Below are 21,538 nucleotides of genomic sequence, written 5' to 3' on the forward strand. Positions count from 1 at the left end.
CTTACGCCCTCTCGCCGCGAATCGACACTGCCGGGAAGGGGTATTGCTCGTTGCGTTCCACCCAATCCATGAAATCGGCGCGGGCGCCGGGGAAACCGATCATGGTCCAGCCGACCATGCCTTTATTGCCACCATGGATCGGGTCGCAGAAGAAACCTTCCTTGGTGTTTTGCAGCAGCAGATTGAAAAAGATCTTCGCCGGCACCGCGTCGAACTGCGGTTTGCCGGCTTCCAGTTGCCTGAGCAGATCGTCTCGGGTAGCGCTGTCTTGCTCGGCAAATGTTTTACCGCTCAGACCTTTTATCCACTGATCCGTGGCGGCGATGCCGAGGCGATAGATGTCTTTGGGCACCAGTTTGCTCTGCCAGCCCATCTCCGGCGCAGCGTCGGCATTGAACGGGCCTTGCATATACCAGAGCGCGCCAGCGGCGTACGGGGTGTTCATTTGCCGATCGATGTATTCCGGCACGCCGGCTTCAAGCGCGCCCGGGCCTTGCGCGTCGTTGGGGATCAACTGGGCGACGGCGGCATTGATGAATGCCCATTCTTCAGCGGTGAAAAAGCTCGGCTGATACTCACCGGCGCCAGCAGCGGCCGGTTTTGGCGCGGCAGGCGCCGGTGCGCTTTCAGGTGCGGCTTGCAGCACGCTGCTGCCCAGGCCGGTACCGGCAAGCGTGACCACCGGAATCAGGGTCAGGGATTTGCGCAAGAACTCACGCCGCGGGTTGTCTCGATCTTGATCAGACATGTGGGCACCTCATCAGGCATAGAAATCAGCCGCTTCTGCGAGCAGCTCGAGGAATTTTGCGTCGCGACGATCGGGATCTGGCCTGCGGAAAGCCGTCCCGTCTGCAACATCATGTGACAAATGGTAGCAGGCTAAGCATCAAGAAAAACCGTTCGCACGGAAAAAAGCTCGGCGAGGCGACGATTCACGTTTCTTTGACGGCCGGCTCACGGCGCATTGACCGCCTGGCGGCGAAGCTGCAACTCCTTCAATGAAGATTGCCGAATCGGTCAGCCCAGCATGTCTCGAATGCGCTTTTTCCCCGCTTTGTGTTTTTCGCTTGTCGCGCTGTTGCATGGCATTGCCGCCCGAGCTGCCGACACCACGCCCTCTCGCCCGGCCGAGTGGGCGCAGCCGGTCGAGGCGCAGTTCAACCTGTTCCGCATGTCACCGACGCTGTATCGCAGCGCCTTGCCCAGTCGCAGTGCGGTGCCGCTGTTGAATGATCTGCATGTCGTCACCGTAATCAACTTCCTGCCTGACGCTGATAGCGACTGGCTCTCCGCGCCGGGCATCAAGCAAGTGCAGCTGCCGTATCGCACCAACCACGTCGACGACAGCGATGTGCTCAAGGCTCTGCGCGCGATTCAGTCCGCCGAGGCCAACGGCCCGGTGCTGATGCACTGCAAGCACGGCTCTGACCGCACCGGACTGATGGCAGCCATGTACCGGGTGGTGGTGCAGGGCTGGAGCAAAGAGCAGGCGCTCAAGGAAATGACCGAGGGCGGCTTTGGTGACAGTCAGCACTTTCACGACAGCGTGCGCTATGTGATGCAAGCCGACGTCGACCGCTTGCACGAAGCCTTGATCAATGGCGAATGCAGCACCAGTGCATTCGCCATGTGTTCGATGAAGAGCTGGTTCGACTCGGCCCACGTCCAGCGTTGATCAGCTCAATCGGCTGGCGCAGGAAAAAGCGCACTGTCGATCGGTTTTCCGAGAAAGGCTTGCAGTGCGGCGGGCAGTGCCTGCCTGTCCCCCGCCAACAAGTGTTCGCGCAGGTCCCGGCCCGTCTGCTCATTGAACAGGCCTTCACGTTCGAAACGTTTGAACGCCTCGCTCGCCAGCACACCGGACCATTTGTAGGCGTACAGCGACGCCTCGTAACCGGTGACCAGATAATCGCAGTTGTTGGCGAAGCGGCAGTAGGCTGGAATGGACAAGTGCTTGAACTCGCGTTGCACTTCCTCCATCACTTGTTGAACAGTGCGACCGTCGCCGTGACAGCGGTGCAGTTCGAAGTCGAACAGTGCGCTCAGCAGCAGCATCGCCGTCTCCCGGCTGCGCTGGACGTCGGTGGTGGAAAACGCGGCAGTGGCCTGTGCTTCGGACAGGCGCTCACCAGTCTGGTGATGGGTACCCAGCCAACGCAGAAATTGCCCGGATAACGCCCATTGCTCGAACAGTTGCCCGACAAACTCGGCCGCGTCGCGGCTCAAGTGCGAGATACCGGACAGATTGTAGTGCGGCGAACGCGTCAGCACGTGATGCAGGCAATGGCCGAATTCGTGCAGCAGTACGCGTAAATCGTCATGTCCAAGCAGGTCCGGATGCCCGATCGCGGCGGCCGTGAAATTGCAATGCAGCGTGGCAATCGGCAGCGCTGGTCGGCCTTCGGCATTGATCCGTCGATTGCGCAGCACGCCGGTCCAGGCGAAGTCGGTGCCCGCCTCGTGATGGAAGGGATTGATGTAGATGAAGCCAATCGGTTGATCATGCTCGCTGATTTCCCACAGGCGAATGTTGTCGTGGAAGTGCTCCTGGCGGGAATTTTCGCTGATGCTGATGCCGAACATGTGCTCGCTGAAGCGACGCAAACTTTGCAGAGTGGCGTTCAGCGGGAAGAACTGGCGCAGGTCCTGCACCCCGCCGCCCACCTGCTTGAGGCGTAATTGCTCGGCGAGGAAGTTGTGATCCCACGCTTCTATCCGTTCAATGCCCTGCTGGCGGGCAGAGGCTTGCAGATCATCGGTTTCGCGCGCCAGCGCCGCTGCATTGAGGGCGATCTGCTGACGCAGAAAACGGCGGACCTGATCGGTATCCACAGCCATGCGGTCGTGCAGCCGCAGATGGGCAAAGTTGTCGAAACCCAGGAGCCGGGCTTTCGCATGACGCGCGGCCAGGAGCTTTGCCAGTACCGGTCCGTTGTCGAAACGGCCGGCGTAAGGCCCCTGATCCGAGGCGCGGGTGCACCAGGCTTTGAAGCATTCCTCGCGCAGACCGCGGTGCTGTGCCCGCTTCATGATCTGGTCGTAAGTGTTTTGATCCAGTGTCAGGCGCCAGCCGGACAGGCCGGCCTTTTTGGCGTTGGCAGCCAGATGCGCCTGTGTTTGCGCGGGCAGTCCCGCGAGCAGCGCGATATCGTCGATGTCTTTGTTCCAGGCGGCGTTGACTGCTTTGAGGTTGCTCTGAAAGCGTTTTTCCAGCAGATCGATTTCGCCATTCAAGCGCGCCAGTTCGTCGCGTTGCGCAATTGGCAATTCGCCCCCCGCCAGCTGAAACCTGCGCAGGAACTTTGTCAGCGAGGCTTTGCGTGAATCACTGAAGCTGGCGGCAACCGGACTCTGCGCCAATCGTTGATAAACCTGGAGCAGTCGTCGATTGGCAGCTTTCGCAGTTCTGTAACGTTGTGCGGCGTGGGTACTCAGGGCTTCCTGGGACAACCACTCGGGATCATCGGAATGACTGACCGAGAGGGATTCAATGACTGCCATGGTTTCAGCCAGACGCGCGTCGGCTTCATCGACAGCGATGACCACATCGTCCCAGTTGGGGTGGTCGACCTGAGTGGCGATGACGTTTTCGATGATCAGCAGGTTGTCGGCAACGATGCGCTCGACCGCCGGCAGCAAATGCTCGGCGCGTATCGCCGACCAGGGCGGCAACTGCCAATGTTGTAAAAGTGGATTGGTGTGGGGCATGACGTCTTCCGTGAGAGAGGGCTGGATTGGTCAGCCTAATCAGGAAGCGCAGGGCGAGGTGGTAGATGATTACCGCCACCTGCCGACGATCATCGGCAGGTGGCGGTAGCTGTCATTGTTGTTCGTCAGGCTTTTTCTTCAACTTTGGATTGGGGAAGAATTGCACCGCCTGGACCTTCTTGTCGGCGGCAGGTTTCAGCGCGCTGGTATTGACCCGCGTGCCCAGCTCTTTGGGCACCGACAGGCCCTGCTCGTTGAGGGTGTCGGAGTAACCACAGGCCACGCATTCGCGGTGCGGCACGCCATCCTCGTTCCACATCATCAACTTGTCCGGCTCGCTGCACGCCGGGCAGACCGCCCCGGCGATAAAGCGCTTCTTGGTGATCACAGGGCCTTCGCTCATGCTGCCGCGTCCTCACTCAGACCGCTGTGGCGCAACAGCGCGTCGATCGACGGCTCACGGCCACGGAAGTCGACGAACAGCACCATCGGTGCCTGCGAGCCGCCGCGCGCCAGAATCGCTTCGCGGAAGGCGCGACCGGTTTCAGCGTTGAGCACGCCGTCTTCTTCGAACTTGGAGAAGGCATCGGCGGACAACACTTCAGCCCACTTGTAGCTGTAGTAACCGGCCGCGTAACCACCGGCGAAGATGTGCGCGAAGCTGTTGGGGAAGCGGTTGTAGGCCGGTGGACGCATCACCGAGACCTCGTCACGTACGCCCTCGAGCACTTGCGCCACGCTGCGGCCATCGCCATGGGTGGCGTGCAGTTCGAAGTCGAACAGCGAAAACTCCAGCTGACGCACCATCATCAGGCCGGACTGGAAGTTCTTCGCCGCGAGCATTTTTTCCAGCAGGTCCTGCGGCAGTGGCTCGCCGGTCTCGTAGTGGCCGGAAATCAGCGCCAGGCCTTCCGGCTCCCAGCACCAGTTTTCCATGAACTGGCTTGGCAGTTCGACCGCATCCCAGGCCACGCCATTGATGCCGGAGACGCCAGCGTGTTCGACGCGGGTCAGCAGGTGATGCAGGCCGTGGCCGAACTCGTGGAACAGGGTAGTCACTTCATCGTGGGTCAGCAGCGCAGGCTTGCCGCTGTCGGCCGGGGTGAAGTTGCACACCAGATTGGCCACCGGGCTCTGCAATACACCATCGACGGTGCGGCGACGGTCGCGGGCGCCGTCCATCCACGCGCCGCCACGCTTGTTGGCGCGGGCATACAGGTCGAAGAAGAAGCGGCCGACGTGCTGGCCGTTTTCCTTGATCTCGAACAGGCGTACGTCCGGGTGCCAGGTGTCGAAGCCTTTCTGCTCGGCGATCTCGATGCCGTACAAACGCTGGACAATGGCGAACAGGCCGCTGAGGACTTTATCGATCGGGAAGTAGGCACGCAGGGTTTCCTGAGCGACGCTGTAGCGTTGCTCGCGGAGTTTTTCGCCGTAGAAACCACTGTCCCAGCTTTGCAGATCGGCGCAGCCCTGTTCGGCGGCGTAAGCGCGCAACTGTTGCAGATCCTGCGCGGCGAACGGCTTGCTGCGCTGGGCCAGATCACGCAGGAAGCTCAGTACCTGATCGCTGGATTCGGCCATTTTCGTCGCCAGGCTCAGCTCGGCGAAACTGGCGAAGCCCAGCAGTTGGGCCAGTTCCTGGCGCAGGTCGAGGATCTCTTCCATCACCGGGCCGTTGTCGTTCTGGCCGGCATTCGGGCCTTGATCCGAGGCGCGGGTGCAGTAGGCGGCGTAGACTTCTTCGCGCAGTGCGCGGTCTTGCGCGTAGGTCATCACCGCGTAGTAGCTGGGGAATTCCAGGGTGATCAACCAGCCATCCAGACCTTTGGCCTGCGCGGCGGCAGCCATCTGCGCCTTGGCCGAATCGGTCAGGCCGGCGAGGGCGGCTTCGTTGGTGATGTGCTTGGTCCACGCCTGCGTGGCGTCGAGCAACTGGTTGGAGAAGCGGCTGCCAAGCTCGGACAGTTTGCTCTGCACTTCGGCATAACGTTTCTGCTCGGCTTCCGGCAGATCGATACCCGACAGACGGAAATCGCGCAGGGCGTGTTCCAGAATGGTCTTTTGCGCGACGTCGAAACTGGCAGCTTCCGGACTGTTGGCCAACGCTTCATACGCCTGGAACAGTTCGCGGTTCTGGCCCATTTCGGTGGAGTAGGCGCTCAGGGCCGGCAGGCACGACTCGTAGGCTTCACGCAGTTCGGCACTGTTGCACACGGCGTTAAGATGGCTGACCGGGCTCCACGCCGCACCGAGACGATCGTTGAGTTCGTCCATCGCCAGCACCAGACCGGCCCAGGTCGGGTTCTTGCCCTGGGTCTTGAGGATTTCGGCGATGGCGGCGCGGTTGTCCGCGAGAATGGTTTCGATGGCGGGCAGGACGTGTTCGGCACGGATCGTGGAGAACGGCGGCAGGTCGTAGGACTGCAAAAGAGGGTTGTTCACGCTCACGGTTGGCACCTTGGCTGGAAGAAACATGCGCCCATCTTAATTACAATCGACACTCACCGCAGCTATCGGCGACAGAGAGAGAACTAATCGTGTCCCTTCGCAAATACCAGAATCACACCCCCCGCCTGAGCAACGGCGCATTCGTCGACGGTTCGGCGGTGGTGATCGGCGACGTCGAAATTGGCGCAGACAGCTCGGTCTGGCCGCTGACGGTGATCCGTGGCGACATGCACCGCATCCGCATCGGTGCGCGCACCAGCGTGCAGGACGGCTGCGTGCTGCACATCACCCACGCCGGCCCGTTCAACCCGGACGGCTTTCCCTTGCTGATCGGCGATGACGTAACCATCGCCCACAAGGTCATGCTGCACGGCTGCACCGTTGGCAGCCGCGTGTTGATCGGCATGGGCAGCATCGTCATGGACGGTGCCGTGGTGGAAGACGATGTGATCATCGGCGCCGGCAGCCTGGTGCCGCCGGGCAAGCGCCTGCAGAGCGGCTTCCTGTATGTCGGCAGCCCGGTCAAGCAAGTGCGCCCGCTGACCGACAAGGAAAACGCCTTCTTTACGTACAGCGCGGCGAACTACGTCAAGCTCAAGGACCTGCATCTGGCCGAAGGCTACGACCAGCTCTGAATCGCCCTACACCTGCTCGGGAATTTCCATGCATTACCAGACCGTACTGTTCGACCTCGATGGCACCCTGACCGACCCGCGTGAGGGCATCACCCGCTCAATTCAATTTGCTCTGGCCAATCTCGGCATCGACGAGCCGGACCTGAGCAAACTGGAACACTTCATCGGCCCGCCGCTGCTGCAAGCGTTCATGCAGTTCTACGACTTCGACGAGGCCAAGGCCTGGGAAGCGGTGAATTTCTATCGCGAGCGCTTCAAGGTTACCGGCCTCTACGAGAATCGGGTGTTCGACGGGGTCACGCCGCTGCTGGAAACCTTGAGCGGGCAGGGGCGGCAGTTGTACATCGCCACCTCCAAGCCGTGGGTGTTCGCCCGCGAGATCGCCCGGCACTTCGACTTCGCCCGCCACTTCAAGGTGATCTACGGCAGCGAGCTGGACGGCACGCGAACCAACAAAGTTGAGCTGATTGCGCACTTGCTTGAGGAAGAACGCCTGGACCCGGCACAGACCCTGATGATCGGCGATCGCAAGCACGACCTGATCGGCGCGCGCAGCAATGGTCTCGATGCAGCGGCGGTGGGCTATGGGTTTGGCAGTTTTGAAGAGTTGAATGCCGAGGCGCCGGCTTATCACTTTGAAACCTTGGACGAGTTGCATCAGGCGTTTTTGCAGCGCTGATGAAATAGCCTTCGCGAGCAGGCTCGCTCCCACATTGGATCTCGCTGCCTCTGTGGGAGCGAGCCTGCTCGCGAAAGGGCCGTTATGCCTCCGAGTTCCTTAGGACTGGGCCAGCGCTTCCAGCGCCGCCTTACGCTCATCAACCGGCAACCGTCCCAACCGCTCAACCTCGGCGTAAAACCTCATCCAATCCCCATCTACTTGCCTGAACACCGCCGCAAACGCCGGCACCCACTGGTCATACAGCCCGAACGGCAACAACCGCGCATTGTTCAGCGGCGCATTGACCCAGGCGTCATAGCGTTTGTCCCCGGCCCACTGAGTGTCGCGCATTAGCCGATACTCCCGGCGCAAGCGCTCGAATTCCGCCGCTTTGCGCTCTCGCATCTGCTCGGCGGACAGCGGCTGCGCATAGAGCTTCTCCAGTCGTGAACGCGTGTCGAGCACCAGACCAATGAACTGGTCACGCTGCTTGAGCCTGGCATCCGACTCCGCCGGCAGCCCGCGAAACGCGCGCCATTGCCGCGTACCTTCCTGCTCGACAAACGTGGCAAATGACTCGTTGAACTCGGTGTCGTCCTTCACATAGAACTTCTGGTGCGCCAGTTCATGAAAGATCAGCGTGGCCAGTCGTTCGTCGTCCCAGCCCATCATCGAATTGAGGATCGGGTCATTGAACCAGCCAAGGGTCGAGTACGCCTCGACCCCGCCGATCGACACATCCATACCCTGCAAGCGTTGAAGCGCCGCTTCGCCACGGGCGGCGCTCTGGCTGTAGTAGCCGCGATAGGCCACGCAGCCGGCAATCGGGAAGCAGTGATTCTGCGGGGTGAGGGAAAACTCTGCGGTGGCGAACACGTTCCACACCACGAACGGCCGGCCGATGTCGGCGTAGAGACGATAGCTTTGGTTGTCCGGCAGGTGCAGATGCTCGCTGGCGAACGTGCGAGCCTTCTGCGATTGAGCCAAATGCGAGCGCAATCTGGCGTCGCGATTCGGGTCGGCAATGACTTTCTCCACCGGCTCCCGTGCGCGCAGCAATTGCAGTTGGCCGCTGGCCAACTGGCTGTAGTAGCTGACGCTGGTGCAACCGTTGAGCAACAAAAACAACACACCCGGAAACAAAATCGGAAAAACGCGATCAAGTAACCCAAGGCTGGTAAACGGCCTGATCAAAATAAGAAATTCCCCGGAAAGTCCGCCCCAAGACTATCCCGCCTCAAGGAGCACCGCTATGCGCATGTTGATGCTGACAGGAGGCCTGCTGACGCTGGCCGGTTGTGCCGGATTCGGAATGCCCGACCCCGACCCCTCGCAAGCCTGGATCGATCTCGACGCCCGCCAACACGACACGGCGCTGCAAGCCGTACAAGTCGATGCCACCCAGGCCATCGACAAACGTTATTTCGAAGTGCAGCCCGGCAGCCATGAGCTGAAGGTGCGCTATCAATTCCCGGTCGAGGCCACCAATATCGGCCCGAATGCCGAACCGCTGTGGCGCGATTGCCAGATGAGCGTGAAATTCAAGGATTTCAACGCCGGCCAGCGCTATCAGTTGCAGGCGGGCAGCATCGGCTTCCGGCCGTGGGCCAAGCTTTATGATGAACAGCGCAAGGTCGTCGGCCAGGGCACACCGGCGGGCTGCCAGAGCAGTTGATCGGCGCTATGCTGGCTATTCGAATCTGCGGATATCCATCATGCGTACCTTGCTGCTGTTGCTCGTTGTCGGTCTGGTCGCCGGTTGCCAGACGCCATTGCCACCGGTTGACCCGCACATGGCCTGGGTCGACTTCTCCACGCCAAGCCCAGGCGGCAAGTTGCTGATGGCCGAGCGTCTCGACAACCAGCGCTTGGACGACGGGCGTTACTTCCAGGTGACGCCCGGTAGCCATGAATTGCGGGTGCGTTTCGACTTCGAAGTGTTCGGCGGCGGTGGCAGTCTGCTCACCGGCCCGGTGGAGCGCTTATGCTACCTGACCATTCGCTACGACCACTTCGAGGCCGGCCAGCGTTATCTGCTGGAAGGCCGCTCGCTGGCATTCACGCCGAGCGCGCGTTTGTACAATGCCAAGCGCGAGATCGTTGCTGAAGACCGCGAGTTCCACTGCATCATCTAGCGCTTCAGCTGTCGTTTTTCTGGTAGATGATTCGCTTGGTACCGTTCTCGCAAGTGCCGACGATCATGGCTGAGTCGTGCTGCTTCGCTTCTTCCGCCGTGATGATTTCCAGGGTGTACGAGGGAATTGCCTTCGCCTGAATATTTCTTTCGATTTCCTTTCTGAGCTCTTCGCAGTCCTTCGGGGCTGCGAAAGCGGACGTGGCCAGTGCACTGCAAAGGATCGCCAAGCCAATACGTTTCATCGATGAAGCTCCTTGAGGCAGCGCGCACGGGTGTGCGCTGAAGCTGCTGTCGATTATTCGACCACAATTCTGCGGAGCGGGTTCTGACTTTGCTCACACCTTGTATTAATTGCCGGTCGCTGAGCAGGTTTCGAGACTGCCTTCGCGAGCAGGCTCGCTCCCACACTGGATCTGCGACGTGCACAAATCCCCTGTGGGAGCGAGCCTGCTCGCGAAGGCGTCAGCCCGGCAAACGCCCAATCAGCTGACCAGCGAAGCCTCGAGAGTGATCTTCGCATTCAGCACCTTGGAAACCGGGCACCCTTCCTTGGCCTTGTTGCTCAACTCTTCAAACTGCTGCTGAGTTGCGCCCGGGATCTTCGCCTTGAGAATCAGTTTCACCGCAGTGATCGCGAAGCCGCCGTCAACCTGATCGAGGGTGACTTCGGCGTTGGTGTCGATGCTGTCTGCCTTCAGGCCGGCATCGCCGAGAATCATCGAAAACGCCATGGAGAAGCAGCCGGCGTGGGCCGCGCCGATCAGTTCTTCCGGGTTGGTACCCTTGCCGCCTTCAAAGCGCGCCTTGAAGCCGTAAGGTGCTTCGCGCAGTACGCCGGTTTCGGTGGAGATCGAGCCGAGACCGGTTTTCAGATCGCCTTCCCAATGCGCCGATGCCTTTTTCACGATAGCCATGTCTGCCTCCTCAAATGTGGCGCGGAACGCCGCGCCGTCGCGGTTTTTACTAGCAAGGCTTCTGAGGATAGACGGCGGAACAAAGTTCAGCCTGGCTGAATCGTTGACTTTTTTAGTAGGAAATTTCGTCGCTGCTATTGAATCTCGGGTATATGCCCTCATTCCATAAAACACGCTTATGGATTTGGCAGGTTTTCGCTCGCAAGAAAAACCTGCCTCCCCACCCGGAGATGCAGGTTCATGAAAAAACTGTCCGACGTAAAATTTTCCACCCTCGATCTGGTGCCGGTGCGCGAAAACGGCAGCGCGGCGCAATCGCTGCGCAACTCGCTGGACCTGGCGCAGCATGTCGAGAAATTCGGCTACACGCGCTTCTGGGTCGCCGAACACCACAACATGGACGGCATCGCCAGTTCGGCCACTTCGGTGTTGCTCGGCTATCTGGCCGGGGGCACGTCGACGATCCGCGTCGGTTCCGGCGGCGTAATGCTGCCCAACCATGCGCCGTTGGTGATCGCCGAGCAGTTCGGCACCCTCGAGAGCCTGTACCCGGGACGAATCGACCTGGGCCTGGGCCGCGCACCCGGCTCGGACCAGATGACCGCCCGCGCCTTGCGCCGTGAGCGCTCGGGCAGCGCTGACGACTTCCCTGAAGACGTTGCCGAACTGATGCGCTACCTCGGCCCGCGCACACCGGAACAACGGGTGATCGCCATGCCCGGCACCGGCACCAACGTGCCGATCTGGCTGCTCGGCTCAAGCCTGTTCAGTGCGCAATTGGCGGGTGAGCGCGGCTTGCCTTACGCCTTCGCCTCGCACTTCGCGCCGCGCTTCATGCACGAGGCGATCCGCATCTACCGCAATCACTTCAAACCGTCGGCGGTGCTCGACAAGCCGTACGTGATGCTCGGCGTGCCGCTGGTGGCAGCGGATACCGATGAGCAAGCCGATTACCTGGCGACGTCGGTGTACCAGCGCATTCTTGCGTTGATGCGTGGCCAGAGCCTGGTGCAGCGTCCGCCGGTGAAAACCATGGACGGTCTGTGGCTGCCCCATGAACGTGAAGCGGTGGGCGATTTCCTCGGCCTCGCCATGGTCGGCGGCCCGCAGAAGATCCGCGCCAAGCTTGAGGTGCTGATCGAGCAGACCCAGGCGGACGAGCTGATTTTCACCAGTGATCTTTACGAACATGCCGATCGCATCCATTCCTACGAACTGCTTGCGCAAGTCATGAAGGGATAACGCGAACCCTTGTAGGAGCTGTCGAGTAAAACGAGGCTGCGATCTCTTGATCTTGATTTGAAATCAAGATCAAGAGATCGCAGCGTGCCGCAGCTCCTACCCGGAAAATCATCGTCCACAAAAAAGCCGACGCATCCACGTCGGCTTTTTTACTTCAGGCGCAATCAACCGCGTTTGTAGACGATTTCCTTGCTGCCGCCTTCGCAGGTGCCAACCACTTTGGCGTCAGCCGCCGCACCTTTGTCGACAACCTCCAGCGAATAACCGGAAACGCCTTTGGCGTCGAGCTTCGCGGCGATTTCGCTTTTCAGCTCTTCACAGGGCTTGCCGGCTGCAAACGCACCACCCGCAAGGCTCAACAAACCTACTGCCAACATGAACTTCTTCATCGGTCGCACTCCCTGGTCGGATTGAAAGAGGCGGGCATCGAGTCATCCACCCGATGCGCTCACCTTGTAGCGCTTTGCCATTCCCTATGGCACTCGGCCAGCGCGCAAGTTCAGAAGACTAGCTCAAACTCAGCTGGCGGCAATCTTGAAGCCGACTTTCAGCGTGACCTGAAAGTGCGCCACCTGGCCGTTTTCGATGTGGCCACGGGTTTCGGTCACTTCAAACCATTCCAGATTGCGCAGGGTTTTGTTGGCCTCGGCCAGTGCATTGTTGATGGCGTCTTCGATGCTGTTAGTGGACGAGCCGACCAGCTCGACTTTCTTGTACGTGTGATGGTCACTCATGGCGTTCTCCTTGGGTTGGAATGGCGTGTGAAATTGAGCCTAGCAGGCAATTGCACTGATGATTTCGGCGCCGCTGCGCTGCCGAAGTTCAGAATTTCTGCACTTTCTCGACATGCTGAAGTCCCAACCAACACACGCCACTCATCACCAATGCAGGAGAGCCACCATGGCCAACACCTCTTTACGTAAAGCCTCGTTGCAAAGCATGGAAGCCGAGATCGAGAGTCTGCTCAAATCGTTGGAAAGCTTGAAAGACGATGCTTCGGACGAGTCGCGCAAGACCCTCAAGGCGCTGAAAAGCAATGCCGAAAGTGCGCTGAAACATTCCCGTCATCTGCTCAGCGACGCGTACGAAGAAGTCAAAGTGAAAACCCGCGAGACCGGCATCGCCACTCGTGACTACGCGCAGGAACACCCATGGACCACAGCCGGCGTGGCTGTCGGTGCAATCGGTCTGCTCGCCGCCTACTTTTTGTTCAAGCGCGGTGAGTGATCAGTCTGGCGCAGCTCGTTCTTGAGCCATTGCGCCAGTTGCCGGGCGCGTCCGTCTGCGGCGCGCTTGGGTAGCCACAACGCCAGTTGCGCCGGGGTTTCGCAGAAGCCCCACGGCGCAATCAGGCGACCCGCCTTCAGATCTTCGGTCACCAGCGGCTCCGGCGCGATCGCTACGCCAAGCCCAGCTACCGCTGCCTCCAGCAAATAATACAAATGCTCAAAACCTTGCCCGAGCTTCAACATCTTGGGATCGAGGTGGTTTTGCTGCGCCCAGCTGGGCCAGGCTTGTGGGCGAGAGGTGGTGTGCAGCAAGGGCTGGTCGAGCAATTTTGCGGCAGGAGCGTCGTGCAGGTTCTGATAACCGCTGAACAACGGGCTCATCACCGGGCCGATGCGTTCCGCCGCCAGTTCATAGACCTGCATATCGGCCGGCCACGGTGGTTCGGCGAACAGCAACAGCGCATCGAGTCCCGGGCGTCGGGGATCGAGATCGCCTTCACCGGCAGACAGGTGCAAACGCAAATCCGGCAGATCGACATTCAGCCGCCCCAGACGCGGAATGAACCAGCGCGCCAGCAGACTCCCCGAACAACCCAGCACGAACGGCGCATCCGCTGTGCTTTGCGTAAGTTCGGCGCAAACACTGCGCAACCGATCGAACGCCTCAGCGCTGGCATCGCGCAGACGCACGCCGGCATCTGTGAGTTTCAAGCCGCGCCCTTCCTTGACGAACAGGCTCACGCCGAGCTGTTCTTCAAGCACCTTGAGCTGGCGGCTGACAGCACCATGGGTCACGTGCAGCTGTTCGGCAGCCTGACTGACGCTGTTCAGACGGGCGGTGGCCTCGAAGGCGCGCAAGGCATTCAGCGGGGGAAGGTAGTGGCTCATGGTATCTGTGAGTTTTCCTGACAGGTTATGGCGATCATATCGGTTTTCAGCCTGGAAAGTCAGGGGTAGAGTGGTCGTCATTGTCTTCTCACCGAATTCACCTGGAGCGACCCATGACCCAGACTTCGAACACCTCTGATCTGCGTAACGGCCCTGACGCCAACGGCCTGTTCGGTGCGTTCGGTGGCCGTTATGTAGCGGAAACCCTGATGCCGTTGATCCTCGATCTGGCCCGCGAATACGAAGCGGCCAAGGAAGATCCGGCCTTCAAAGAAGAATTGTCCTACTTCCAGCGTGACTACGTCGGACGTCCGAGCCCGCTGTATTTCGCCGAACGCCTGACCGAGTTCTGCGGTGGCGCGAAGATCTACCTCAAGCGTGAAGAGCTGAACCACACCGGCGCGCACAAGATCAACAACTGCATCGGCCAGATCCTGCTGGCGCGGCGCATGGGCAAGAAGCGCATCATCGCCGAGACCGGCGCCGGTATGCACGGCGTGGCTACTGCCACCGTCGCTGCGCGTTTCGGGCTGGACTGCGTGATCTACATGGGCACCACCGACATCGAACGTCAGCAGGCCAACGTCTTCCGCATGAAGCTACTCGGCGCTGAAGTGATCCCGGTTGTCGCCGGTACAGGCACACTCAAAGATGCGATGAACGAAGCCCTGCGTGATTGGGTGACCAACGTCGACAACACCTTCTACCTGATCGGCACCGTGGCCGGCCCGCACCCTTATCCAGCAATGGTCCGCGACTTCCAGGCCGTCATCGGCAAGGAAACCCGCGATCAGTTGCAGGCTCAGGAAGGTCGTCTGCCGGACAGTCTGGTGGCGTGCATCGGTGGCGGTTCCAACGCCATGGGCCTGTTCCACCCGTTCCTCGACGACAAGAGCGTTGAGATCATCGGTGTTGAAGCCGCCGGCTACGGCATCGAAACCGGCAAGCACGCGGCCAGCCTCAACGGCGGGGTGCCGGGCGTGCTGCACGGTAACCGCACCTTCCTGCTACAGGACGACGATGGGCAGATCATCGACGCCCACTCGATTTCCGCCGGCCTCGACTATCCGGGCATCGGCCCTGAACACGCCTGGTTGCATGACATCGGCCGCGTCCAGTACACCTCGGTGACCGACGACGAAGCCCTTGAGGCGTTCCACAAATGCTGCCGTCTGGAAGGGATCATTCCTGCCCTGGAAAGCGCCCACGCTCTGGCCGAAGTGTTCAAACGCGCACCAAAGCTGCCGAAGGATCACCTGATGGTAGTGAACCTCTCGGGCCGTGGCGACAAGGACATGCAAACCGTGATGCACCATATGCAACAGTCGCAGCAGGAGAAACACTGATGAGCCGCCTGCAAACCCGCTTTGCCGACCTCAAGCAACAGAACCGCGCGGCGCTGGTGACCTTTGTCACTGCCGGTGATCCTGACTACGACACTTCGCTGGCGATCCTCAAAGGCCTGCCTGCCGCAGGTGCCGATGTGATCGAGCTGGGCATGCCGTTCACCGATCCGATGGCCGATGGCCCGGCAATCCAGTTGGCCAACATTCGCGCCCTGGGCGCCAAACAGAATCTGGCGAAAACCCTGCAAATGGTTCGCGAATTCCGTGAAGGCAATAGCGACACGCCGCTGGTGTTGATGGGCTATTTCAACCCGATTCACAAATTCGGCGTCGAGCGTTTCATCGCCGAAGCCAAAGAGGCTGGCGTTGACGGCCTGATCGTGGTTGATATGCCACCAGAGCACAACGAAGAGCTGTGCGACCCGGCGCAGGCTGCCGGGCTGGATTTCATTCGCCTGACCACGCCGACCACCGACGACGCGCGTCTGCCGCGTGTGCTCAACGGCAGTTCCGGTTTTGTCTATTACGTGTCGGTGGCCGGTGTCACCGGTGCCGGTGCCGCGACTCTGGAGCATGTGGAAGCGGCGGTTGCACGTCTGCGTCGGCATACCGACCTGCCGATCAGCATCGGTTTCGGCATCCGTACGCCGGAGCAGGCTGCGGCGATCGCGCGTCTGGCTGACGGTGTGGTGGTAGGCTCGGCGCTGATCGATCACATCGCCAGTGCCGATACGCCTGAGCAGGCCATCGATGGCGTGTTGAGTCTGTGTTCGGCGCTGTCACAAGGTGTGCGCAAGGCTCGCGTCTAAGACCGCAGGGGAAAACAAAAAGGCTTCAGAACAGGCGTTCTGAAGCCTTTTTTGGTGCTCAGGGTAATTGCAGTCCGCCCGAGGCCTTGTGCAGTTTGCGCAGGTGTTCGCCAATCTGCTTGACGTTGGCTTCGCTGGCGGCAATTTCGGCGGCGCGCTTGGGTTCGAGCAGCTTGCGCACTTCGGTATCAAGGTCGCCGGACAGCGCCAGCAGCTTCTTCTGCCGCTGGCTGCTTTCCGCTTCCAGTCGGCCAAACTCGCTCGGCTGGGGCAGTCCGTAACCTTTGGAGTCGAGCAGTTCCGCCGGACGGCTGAGGAAGCCACTGTTGGCGAGGATCTGCTGTAAGGTCGCGTTGGCCTTGTCCATGCCGCCGTTTTCCAGCTCGCGGGCGCCGAGGTAGCGTTGCTTGACCTCGTCCTGGGCCAGCAACAACTGCCGGCGGAAACTCGCCTGCTCGAGCAGCAACAGCGCGGCACTGGTGCGCAGGTCGGCGCGGTCGAACCATTCGCGGCGTTGTTCAGCGCTGAGTGACAGCCAGTCTTCGACAGTGGTCTGCTTGATCGGCAGTTGCTTCTTCAATACATCGAACATCGCTTGATAACGGTCACGGAACGAGTCGAAGCGGTAACCCAGGCGCAGCGCTTCTTTCGGATCGTCGAGCACACTGGTGTCGGCCAGACCACGGCCCTTGAGCACTTCGAGCAAGCCGTTGGGCATGATGCTGTCGAGGCCGACAAGCTGGCTGTTATTGCTGCCGCTGCGCAACAGTTTCAAGCCTTCCACCGCGCAGTTGTTGGACAGGAAGAAATAGTTGCCGTCGTAACTCCAGTGCATCTCGGCGGCATGTTCGACGACGCCTTCGATTTCCTCGCGAGACAGCTTCAGCGGCACCGAAGCGAGGCTGCGCAGCTCGGTCTTGGTGTATTCGTCGATCACTTGCGCCAGCGGCAACACGAACAGCCGCGACGGGTATTTGCCGACCAGTCCGTCCCAGCTCGACAGCTGTACATCGCCAACGAAGGCGCGATAGGACAGCACCAGGTGCTGGTCGAGGTCGAGGCGGCAATCCGGGCCACGCGGGCGACCGGGGGCGCAGATCACCAGGCGCAGCATGCTGTGACCCCAGCGGCTGACCCAGTTCTGATTGGCCTCGGCCAGCAGGTAATCGACCGCGTAGACCCGTTCCGGATCGACTTGCCCCAGAGGCTGCTTGGCGAAGTCATTGCCCGCATTGAGAAAGGCGAAGCTCTTGCTGCAGGTGTCCTGCGCTGGCGGCGCCCAGCCGAAATGTTCCTTGTAGTAGCGATACAGCGCCGGGCGGCGGCAGGCGTAGCTGGGGTCGAGGAGGAAGTACTCCATGTTGACCGCGGCGAATTCCTTGGGACTGGAAATTTCGTAGAGGTCCGGGCTGCGGGCGATCTGCCGGTTGTGTTGTTCACGCTCGCCACGGCGGCCGACGTACTGTTGCCACCCGGCCAGATCGAGCAGGCGCGGGTCGTCGCTGATGGTGAAGCGGCGACCGTTCTGCCCGCGACACTCATCGGGAATACCGATCAGCCCGGCGCTGTTGAAGCGTCGGGTGCAGCGTTGGATCAACGTGCGCTCGGCGCTCGGCCATAAACGCGCGCGATCGTAGATGTGGGTAATTTCGTGCAGCACCGTGGCCAGCAGTTCCTGGCGCACAGTGCCGTGGGGGCGATTGGTTTTCTCTTTCGCCGCGCTGCCATCGGTGAGGCCGGCGAGCAGCTTGCGATTCAGATCGAGCTCGGACACCAGCGTCGCTTGTCCATAAGCGTTGGCAGGCATGTCGTCGGTCCAGCCGACGTCGATGCGCCGATCCAGCCGCTCGATGAAGCTCGGCGGCAGTTTCGCCATCGCCTCATCGATCAGCGCCTGACTGGCCTGTTGTTGAGCCGGACTCAGACCTTCGATCTTGAGCCGCAATTGCAGGCCGGCGTGGGCGCTGTTGCCAAGCAGCAACAACGCCCCGGCCAGCAGCCAGGCGCCAACGGACCTCACAGTGCGAGGATGGCTTCGGCGAGTACCTGATCACTGGCGTCGCGCGCTTCCGGCACACGATTACGCAGGGTGTTCAGAGCAGCTTCGAGGTGCGCGCCACGGATGTCACCGTTGCTGGCGACGAAACTGGCGGCGTCGTCATGGGCTTCGCGGATGATTTTCGAATCGCGAATCGAGGTGGTGGTATCGGAGGTGAAATCGATGGTGCGCTGGGAGGCACGAACGATGATGTTACTGGTGGCTACCAGGGTGTGCGCCTGGGCCACATCGGCCAACACAAACAGGCCAAGGGCGGCAGCAATCAGCGGGCTACGCATGGAACGACTCCGGAAGGACAAGGATAACTATTGGACGAGAATTGCCTCTGCCAGTTCAAGGTCGCTGGCATGAAGTTTTGGCCGGGTTTTGCGCAGGTAATGCAGCGCGGACTCCAGCCGTGCGCCTCGCCATTCACCGTCACTGGCAACAAAGGCGGCCGCATCATCATGGGCGGCGAGCAGCAGTTTACGGTCGAACGGCGCAGAAGACACCATGCTGGTCGCGTAACCGCTGACAACCGTGCCTTGGGTCGATGCATTGAAAGCATCGAAGGCATTGGCAGACATCGCCCAGCAGGCGCTGAACAAGGCAGAAGAGATGAGCAGGTTTGGAAGAAAGCGCATGGGACTCGACAACTGTTAACGAGCCTGAAGGCTAGCGCAAATGCCCGGGCCAGAGCCAGCGTTGAAACATCGGGACACGGCTGGCGTGTCCCGCAATACCGCAAACGATCAGAGGGTCAGAATGGCCTGAGCCAATTGGGCATCGGTGGCATTGAGTTGGGGCGCCTGATGGCGGATGTGATCGAGCGCGCTTTCCAGCTTCACTCCACGGATATCGCCTTCGCTGGCCACGAAGCTGGCGGCATCGTCGCGGGCGGCGAGGACGATCTTGTCGTCACGGAACGAGGAGGTCACATCGGAAGTGGCGTCGGAAGTGGCTTTCAGCGCGCCGACGATCGAGTCGGTGGTCACGATGAAACTGGTAGCACTGGCGTTGGCAGCCACGGCCAGCAGGGCGGCGGCACTGAGCAGGCGAAGACGGGTCATGATGGAACTCCTTTGGATAAACCGTAGTGAGAGGTGGCTCGGTATCTGAGGAGTCAGACGCCTGTTGCGCAACGTTCGCCACGTTCTGCATGGATATTAGGCTGCCAGATGCGGTTCGCCCAGTGGTGGCCAGTGATACTTCAAAGGTTCTGGATAACTGTACCGGTATATTCGAGTATTTCTTAAATTGTACCTGTACTCGTTCATATATGCGTTTTAGAGCATTCAAGGCCTCTAAAACGACAAAACCCGTCGTGGTTGCCCACGACGGGTTCTGCTTGTGCAATTCGGGTTGCTGGCGGTGGGTCTGACGACCAGAGCCAGCGACGCTGCTTAGCGCCAGAACGGCTTGCTCAGCTCTTCGTAGCGTTGTGCTTCGCTGATACCGGCGTCGGCCAGCAGGCGCGAGTCCAGACGAGCCAGTTGATGGCGGCTGGAGATGCGGCGCTGCCACAACATCAGGTTGGCAATAACGCGCAGAGGCAGGGAAGCCTGGGTGTTTACAGCTTTGTCTTCGAAGAACAGTTCGGAACTGAGTGTACGTTCCATGGTTGACATCCTTCCGCTTGTGGCGGGATCAGGTAGTGGTTTGACTGGTGCCCATGATCCTCTCGTTTGCCTAGTCTCTGTAGATACAGTTCATTTGTATTGTGAGCTAGCAGTTAACTGTTTACGGATGGTGTACGGGTCGAAATTGGGCAAACTGTACCTGTGCGCACTCGATTGGTGCATTTTGACTGGAATTAAGCTATTGAGTAGGACTTTGCTGTAGGAAAGCACCGGTACAGCAGTACAGTTTTCGACGATTCTGCTACTAGCGGAGATCCATCGACGCAAAACTGTGTTTGCGTCGATGTATATCTGTGTGAATCACACCGCCAGCATGCGCCCGGTTTCTTCCAGATTCATATGCCAGCTCAAGGCTTCGCGCAGAATATGCGGGGTGTGCCCGCCAATTGCACAGGCAGCGGTGAAGTAATCATTCAGTGCCTGGCGGAAGTCCGGGTGCACACAGTTGTCGATGATCACCCGCGCACGCTCCCGTGGCGCCAGGCCGCGTAAATCGGCCAACCCGACCTCGGTCACCAGAATGTCGACATCATGCTCCGTGTGGTCGACGTGGCTGACCATCGGCACCACGCTGGAAATCGCGCCACCCTTGGCGATCGATTTGGTCACGAACACCGCCAGATGCGCGTTGCGCGCGAAGTCGCCGGAGCCGCCGATGCCGTTCATCATCCGCGTGCCGCAGACATGGGTGGAGTTGACGTTGCCGTAGATGTCGAATTCCAGCGCAGTGTTGATGCCGATAATACCCAGCCGCCGCACGACTTCCGGGTGATTGGAAATCTCCTGCGGCCGCAGAATCAGTTTGTCCTTGTACTTCTCCAGGTTGCCGAACACGTCGCTGTTGCGCCGCTCGGACAGGGTGATCGAACTGCCCGAGGCGAAGCTCAGCTTGCCGGCATCGATCAGGTCGAAAGTCGAATCCTGGAGCACTTCCGAGTACATGGTGAGGTCTTCGAACGGTGAGTCGATCAAGCCGCACATCACCGCGTTGGCGATGTTGCCAATGCCAGCCTGCAGCGGGCCGAGCTTGTTGGTCATGCGCCCGGCCGCAACTTCCTGCTTGAAGAAGGTGATCAGGTGTTCGGCGATAGCGTTGGTATCAACGTCCGGTACCGACACTGTAGACGGCGAGTCCGACTGCTGAGTGATGACAATCGCGACGATCTTCTCAGGCGGAATCGGAATTGCCGTGCTGCCGATGCGATCGTCGACTTTCACCAGCGGGATTGGCGTGCGCGTCGGGCGGTACGTCGGGATATAAATGTCGTGCAGGCCTTCGAGGTTGGCGTTGTGGGCCAGGTTGATCTCGACGATCACTTGTTTAGCGAAGATCGCGAAGCTGGCCGAGTTGCCCACCGAAGTGGTCGGCACGATATGGCCTTGTTCAGTGATGGCGACTGCCTCGATGACGGCGATGTCCGGCAGCTTCAACTGTTGGTTGCGCAGTTGCTCTACGGTTTCCGAGAGATGCTGGTCAATGAACATCACTTCGCCGGCGTTGATGGCCTTGCGCAACGTGCTGTCGACCTGAAACGGCATGCGCCGCGACAGCACGCCGGCCTCGGTCAGTTGCTTGTCGAGGTCGTTGCCCAGGCTGGCGCCGGTCATCAGGCTGATCTTCAGCGGCGTGACCTTGGCGCGCTCGGCCAGTGCGCGGGGAACGGCCTTGGCTTCGCCGGCGCGGGTGAAACCGCTCATGCCGACGGTCATGCCGTCCTCAATCAGAGCAGCGGCGTCGGCAGCGCTCATCACTTTGTCCAACAACGAAGGCAGGCGAATACGGTCACGGTACATGGATTATTATCTCGGGCAACGAGTAGCAGGATGCGCAGTCTAGTGA

Annotated in this window: 25 protein-coding genes; 9 read left to right on the forward strand and 16 right to left on the reverse strand. The window is 60.3% G+C overall.

Annotated features, from left to right (window positions below):
• Position 1: 1 nt before the first annotated feature.
• Positions 2 to 748 carry a gluconate 2-dehydrogenase subunit 3 family protein gene (locus PS14A_RS26280; RefSeq protein ID WP_212617569.1) on the reverse strand — a complete coding sequence of 249 codons (747 nt, stop codon included), beginning with the start codon at positions 746 to 748 and terminating at the stop codon, positions 2 to 4.
• Positions 749 to 1,027: 279 nt separating this feature from the next.
• Between PS14A_RS26280 and PS14A_RS26285 the strand changes: the two genes are divergently transcribed.
• Positions 1,028 to 1,675: a tyrosine-protein phosphatase gene (locus tag PS14A_RS26285; protein ID WP_212617570.1), complete on the forward strand. Its 648-nt coding sequence runs from the start codon at positions 1,028 to 1,030 to the stop codon at positions 1,673 to 1,675.
• A 5-nt stretch (positions 1,676 to 1,680) separates the two neighbouring features.
• Here the strand turns inward: PS14A_RS26285 and PS14A_RS26290 are convergent, their stop codons facing one another.
• The 3 genes from PS14A_RS26290 to prlC all read right to left on the reverse strand — a co-directional run bounded on the left by PS14A_RS26290 (position 1,681) and on the right by prlC (position 6,159).
• Positions 1,681 to 3,708: a M3 family metallopeptidase gene (locus PS14A_RS26290; RefSeq protein ID WP_212617571.1), complete on the reverse strand. Its 2,028-nt coding sequence runs from the start codon at positions 3,706 to 3,708 to the stop codon at positions 1,681 to 1,683.
• A 112-nt stretch (positions 3,709 to 3,820) separates the two neighbouring features.
• Positions 3,821 to 4,111 (reverse strand): YheV family putative zinc ribbon protein, encoded by a 291-nt coding sequence (locus PS14A_RS26295; protein ID WP_137214575.1) that lies wholly within the window; start codon positions 4,109 to 4,111, stop codon positions 3,821 to 3,823.
• Complete coding sequence (gene prlC, locus PS14A_RS26300; protein WP_349251728.1) at positions 4,108 to 6,159, reverse strand: oligopeptidase A; 2,052 nt, start codon at positions 6,157 to 6,159, stop codon at positions 4,108 to 4,110. The genes PS14A_RS26295 and prlC overlap by 4 nt, the downstream gene beginning before the upstream one ends.
• An 89-nt stretch (positions 6,160 to 6,248) precedes the next feature.
• On the opposite strand from prlC, the gene PS14A_RS26305 reads away from it, so the two are divergent.
• Positions 6,249 to 6,794, forward strand: a complete 546-nt coding sequence (locus PS14A_RS26305; RefSeq protein ID WP_016772314.1) for a gamma carbonic anhydrase family protein — start codon at positions 6,249 to 6,251, stop codon at positions 6,792 to 6,794.
• A gap of 28 nt (positions 6,795 to 6,822) precedes the next feature.
• A complete protein-coding gene (locus PS14A_RS26310; protein WP_024015022.1) occupies positions 6,823 to 7,473 on the forward strand; it encodes an HAD family hydrolase in 651 nt (216 codons plus the stop codon).
• Between the two features lie 99 nt (positions 7,474 to 7,572).
• Here PS14A_RS26310 and PS14A_RS26315 read toward each other — a convergent pair whose 3' ends face one another.
• Positions 7,573 to 8,649 carry an aminopeptidase gene (locus PS14A_RS26315; protein WP_212617573.1) on the reverse strand — a complete coding sequence of 359 codons (1,077 nt, stop codon included), beginning with the start codon at positions 8,647 to 8,649 and terminating at the stop codon, positions 7,573 to 7,575.
• Positions 8,650 to 8,707: 58 nt separating this feature from the next.
• On the opposite strand from PS14A_RS26315, the gene PS14A_RS26320 reads away from it, so the two are divergent.
• Positions 8,708 to 9,130, forward strand: coding sequence for a hypothetical protein (locus tag PS14A_RS26320; protein WP_125917044.1), 423 nt, complete (start codon positions 8,708 to 8,710; stop codon positions 9,128 to 9,130).
• 40 nt (positions 9,131 to 9,170) lie between these two features.
• A complete protein-coding gene (locus PS14A_RS26325; protein ID WP_212617574.1) occupies positions 9,171 to 9,590 on the forward strand; it encodes a hypothetical protein in 420 nt (139 codons plus the stop codon).
• Between the two features lie 4 nt (positions 9,591 to 9,594).
• Here the strand turns inward: PS14A_RS26325 and PS14A_RS26330 are convergent, their stop codons facing one another.
• Both PS14A_RS26330 and PS14A_RS26335 read right to left on the reverse strand, forming a co-directional pair.
• Positions 9,595 to 9,834: a DUF1161 domain-containing protein gene (locus tag PS14A_RS26330; protein ID WP_212617575.1), complete on the reverse strand. Its 240-nt coding sequence runs from the start codon at positions 9,832 to 9,834 to the stop codon at positions 9,595 to 9,597.
• A gap of 240 nt (positions 9,835 to 10,074) precedes the next feature.
• Positions 10,075 to 10,506 carry an OsmC family protein gene (locus PS14A_RS26335; RefSeq protein ID WP_016772308.1) on the reverse strand — a complete coding sequence of 144 codons (432 nt, stop codon included), beginning with the start codon at positions 10,504 to 10,506 and terminating at the stop codon, positions 10,075 to 10,077.
• A gap of 240 nt (positions 10,507 to 10,746) precedes the next feature.
• On the opposite strand from PS14A_RS26335, the gene PS14A_RS26340 reads away from it, so the two are divergent.
• A complete protein-coding gene (locus tag PS14A_RS26340) occupies positions 10,747 to 11,748 on the forward strand; it encodes an LLM class flavin-dependent oxidoreductase (RefSeq protein WP_212617576.1) in 1,002 nt (333 codons plus the stop codon).
• 164 nt (positions 11,749 to 11,912) lie between these two features.
• Here PS14A_RS26340 and PS14A_RS26345 read toward each other — a convergent pair whose 3' ends face one another.
• Positions 11,913 to 12,137, reverse strand: a complete 225-nt coding sequence (locus tag PS14A_RS26345) for a DUF1161 domain-containing protein (protein WP_090288022.1) — start codon at positions 12,135 to 12,137, stop codon at positions 11,913 to 11,915.
• A 129-nt stretch (positions 12,138 to 12,266) separates the two neighbouring features.
• Positions 12,267 to 12,482, reverse strand: coding sequence for a dodecin (locus tag PS14A_RS26350; protein WP_130910985.1), 216 nt, complete (start codon positions 12,480 to 12,482; stop codon positions 12,267 to 12,269).
• Positions 12,483 to 12,648: 166 nt separating this feature from the next.
• Between PS14A_RS26350 and PS14A_RS26355 the strand changes: the two genes are divergently transcribed.
• On the forward strand, positions 12,649 to 12,975 hold the full coding sequence (locus tag PS14A_RS26355) for a DUF883 family protein (RefSeq protein WP_039757078.1): 327 nt from the start codon (positions 12,649 to 12,651) through the stop codon (positions 12,973 to 12,975).
• On the opposite strand, the gene PS14A_RS26360 is transcribed toward PS14A_RS26355, so the two are convergent.
• A complete protein-coding gene (locus PS14A_RS26360) occupies positions 12,948 to 13,865 on the reverse strand; it encodes a LysR family transcriptional regulator (protein ID WP_212617577.1) in 918 nt (305 codons plus the stop codon). The genes PS14A_RS26355 and PS14A_RS26360 overlap by 28 nt on opposite strands.
• A gap of 113 nt (positions 13,866 to 13,978) precedes the next feature.
• Between PS14A_RS26360 and trpB the strand changes: the two genes are divergently transcribed.
• Together trpB and trpA are read left to right on the forward strand one after the other, a co-directional pair.
• Positions 13,979 to 15,211, forward strand: a complete 1,233-nt coding sequence (gene trpB / locus PS14A_RS26365) for a tryptophan synthase subunit beta (RefSeq protein WP_212617578.1) — start codon at positions 13,979 to 13,981, stop codon at positions 15,209 to 15,211.
• A complete protein-coding gene (gene trpA, locus PS14A_RS26370) occupies positions 15,211 to 16,020 on the forward strand; it encodes a tryptophan synthase subunit alpha (RefSeq protein ID WP_212617579.1) in 810 nt (269 codons plus the stop codon). Before trpB ends, trpA begins: the two co-directional genes overlap by 1 nt.
• 58 nt (positions 16,021 to 16,078) lie before the next feature.
• Here the strand turns inward: trpA and PS14A_RS26375 are convergent, their stop codons facing one another.
• From PS14A_RS26375 to PS14A_RS26400, 6 genes are all read right to left on the reverse strand, one after another.
• A complete protein-coding gene (locus PS14A_RS26375) occupies positions 16,079 to 18,040 on the reverse strand; it encodes a DUF4105 domain-containing protein (RefSeq protein ID WP_212617580.1) in 1,962 nt (653 codons plus the stop codon).
• A complete protein-coding gene (locus tag PS14A_RS26380) occupies positions 18,037 to 18,357 on the reverse strand; it encodes a DUF2388 domain-containing protein (RefSeq protein ID WP_137214587.1) in 321 nt (106 codons plus the stop codon). Before PS14A_RS26380 ends, PS14A_RS26375 begins: the two co-directional genes overlap by 4 nt.
• A 27-nt stretch (positions 18,358 to 18,384) precedes the next feature.
• Positions 18,385 to 18,702: a DUF2388 domain-containing protein gene (locus tag PS14A_RS26385; RefSeq protein WP_024015031.1), complete on the reverse strand. Its 318-nt coding sequence runs from the start codon at positions 18,700 to 18,702 to the stop codon at positions 18,385 to 18,387.
• Between the two features lie 108 nt (positions 18,703 to 18,810).
• Positions 18,811 to 19,128 (reverse strand): DUF2388 domain-containing protein, encoded by a 318-nt coding sequence (locus tag PS14A_RS26390; protein ID WP_016772298.1) that lies wholly within the window; start codon positions 19,126 to 19,128, stop codon positions 18,811 to 18,813.
• A 333-nt stretch (positions 19,129 to 19,461) separates the two neighbouring features.
• Positions 19,462 to 19,677 carry a DUF1127 domain-containing protein gene (locus PS14A_RS26395; RefSeq protein ID WP_007911656.1) on the reverse strand — a complete coding sequence of 72 codons (216 nt, stop codon included), beginning with the start codon at positions 19,675 to 19,677 and terminating at the stop codon, positions 19,462 to 19,464.
• A gap of 321 nt (positions 19,678 to 19,998) precedes the next feature.
• The gene (locus PS14A_RS26400) at positions 19,999 to 21,492 is read right to left on the reverse strand and encodes an acetyl-CoA hydrolase/transferase family protein (RefSeq protein ID WP_212617581.1); all 1,494 of its coding nucleotides are present in this window, start codon (positions 21,490 to 21,492) and stop codon (positions 19,999 to 20,001) included.
• Between the last annotated feature and the right edge of the window lie 46 nt (positions 21,493 to 21,538).

This window comes from Pseudomonas sp. 14A, assembly GCF_018132745.1.
GTDB classification, from domain to species: domain Bacteria; phylum Pseudomonadota; class Gammaproteobacteria; order Pseudomonadales; family Pseudomonadaceae; genus Aquipseudomonas; species Aquipseudomonas mercuritolerans.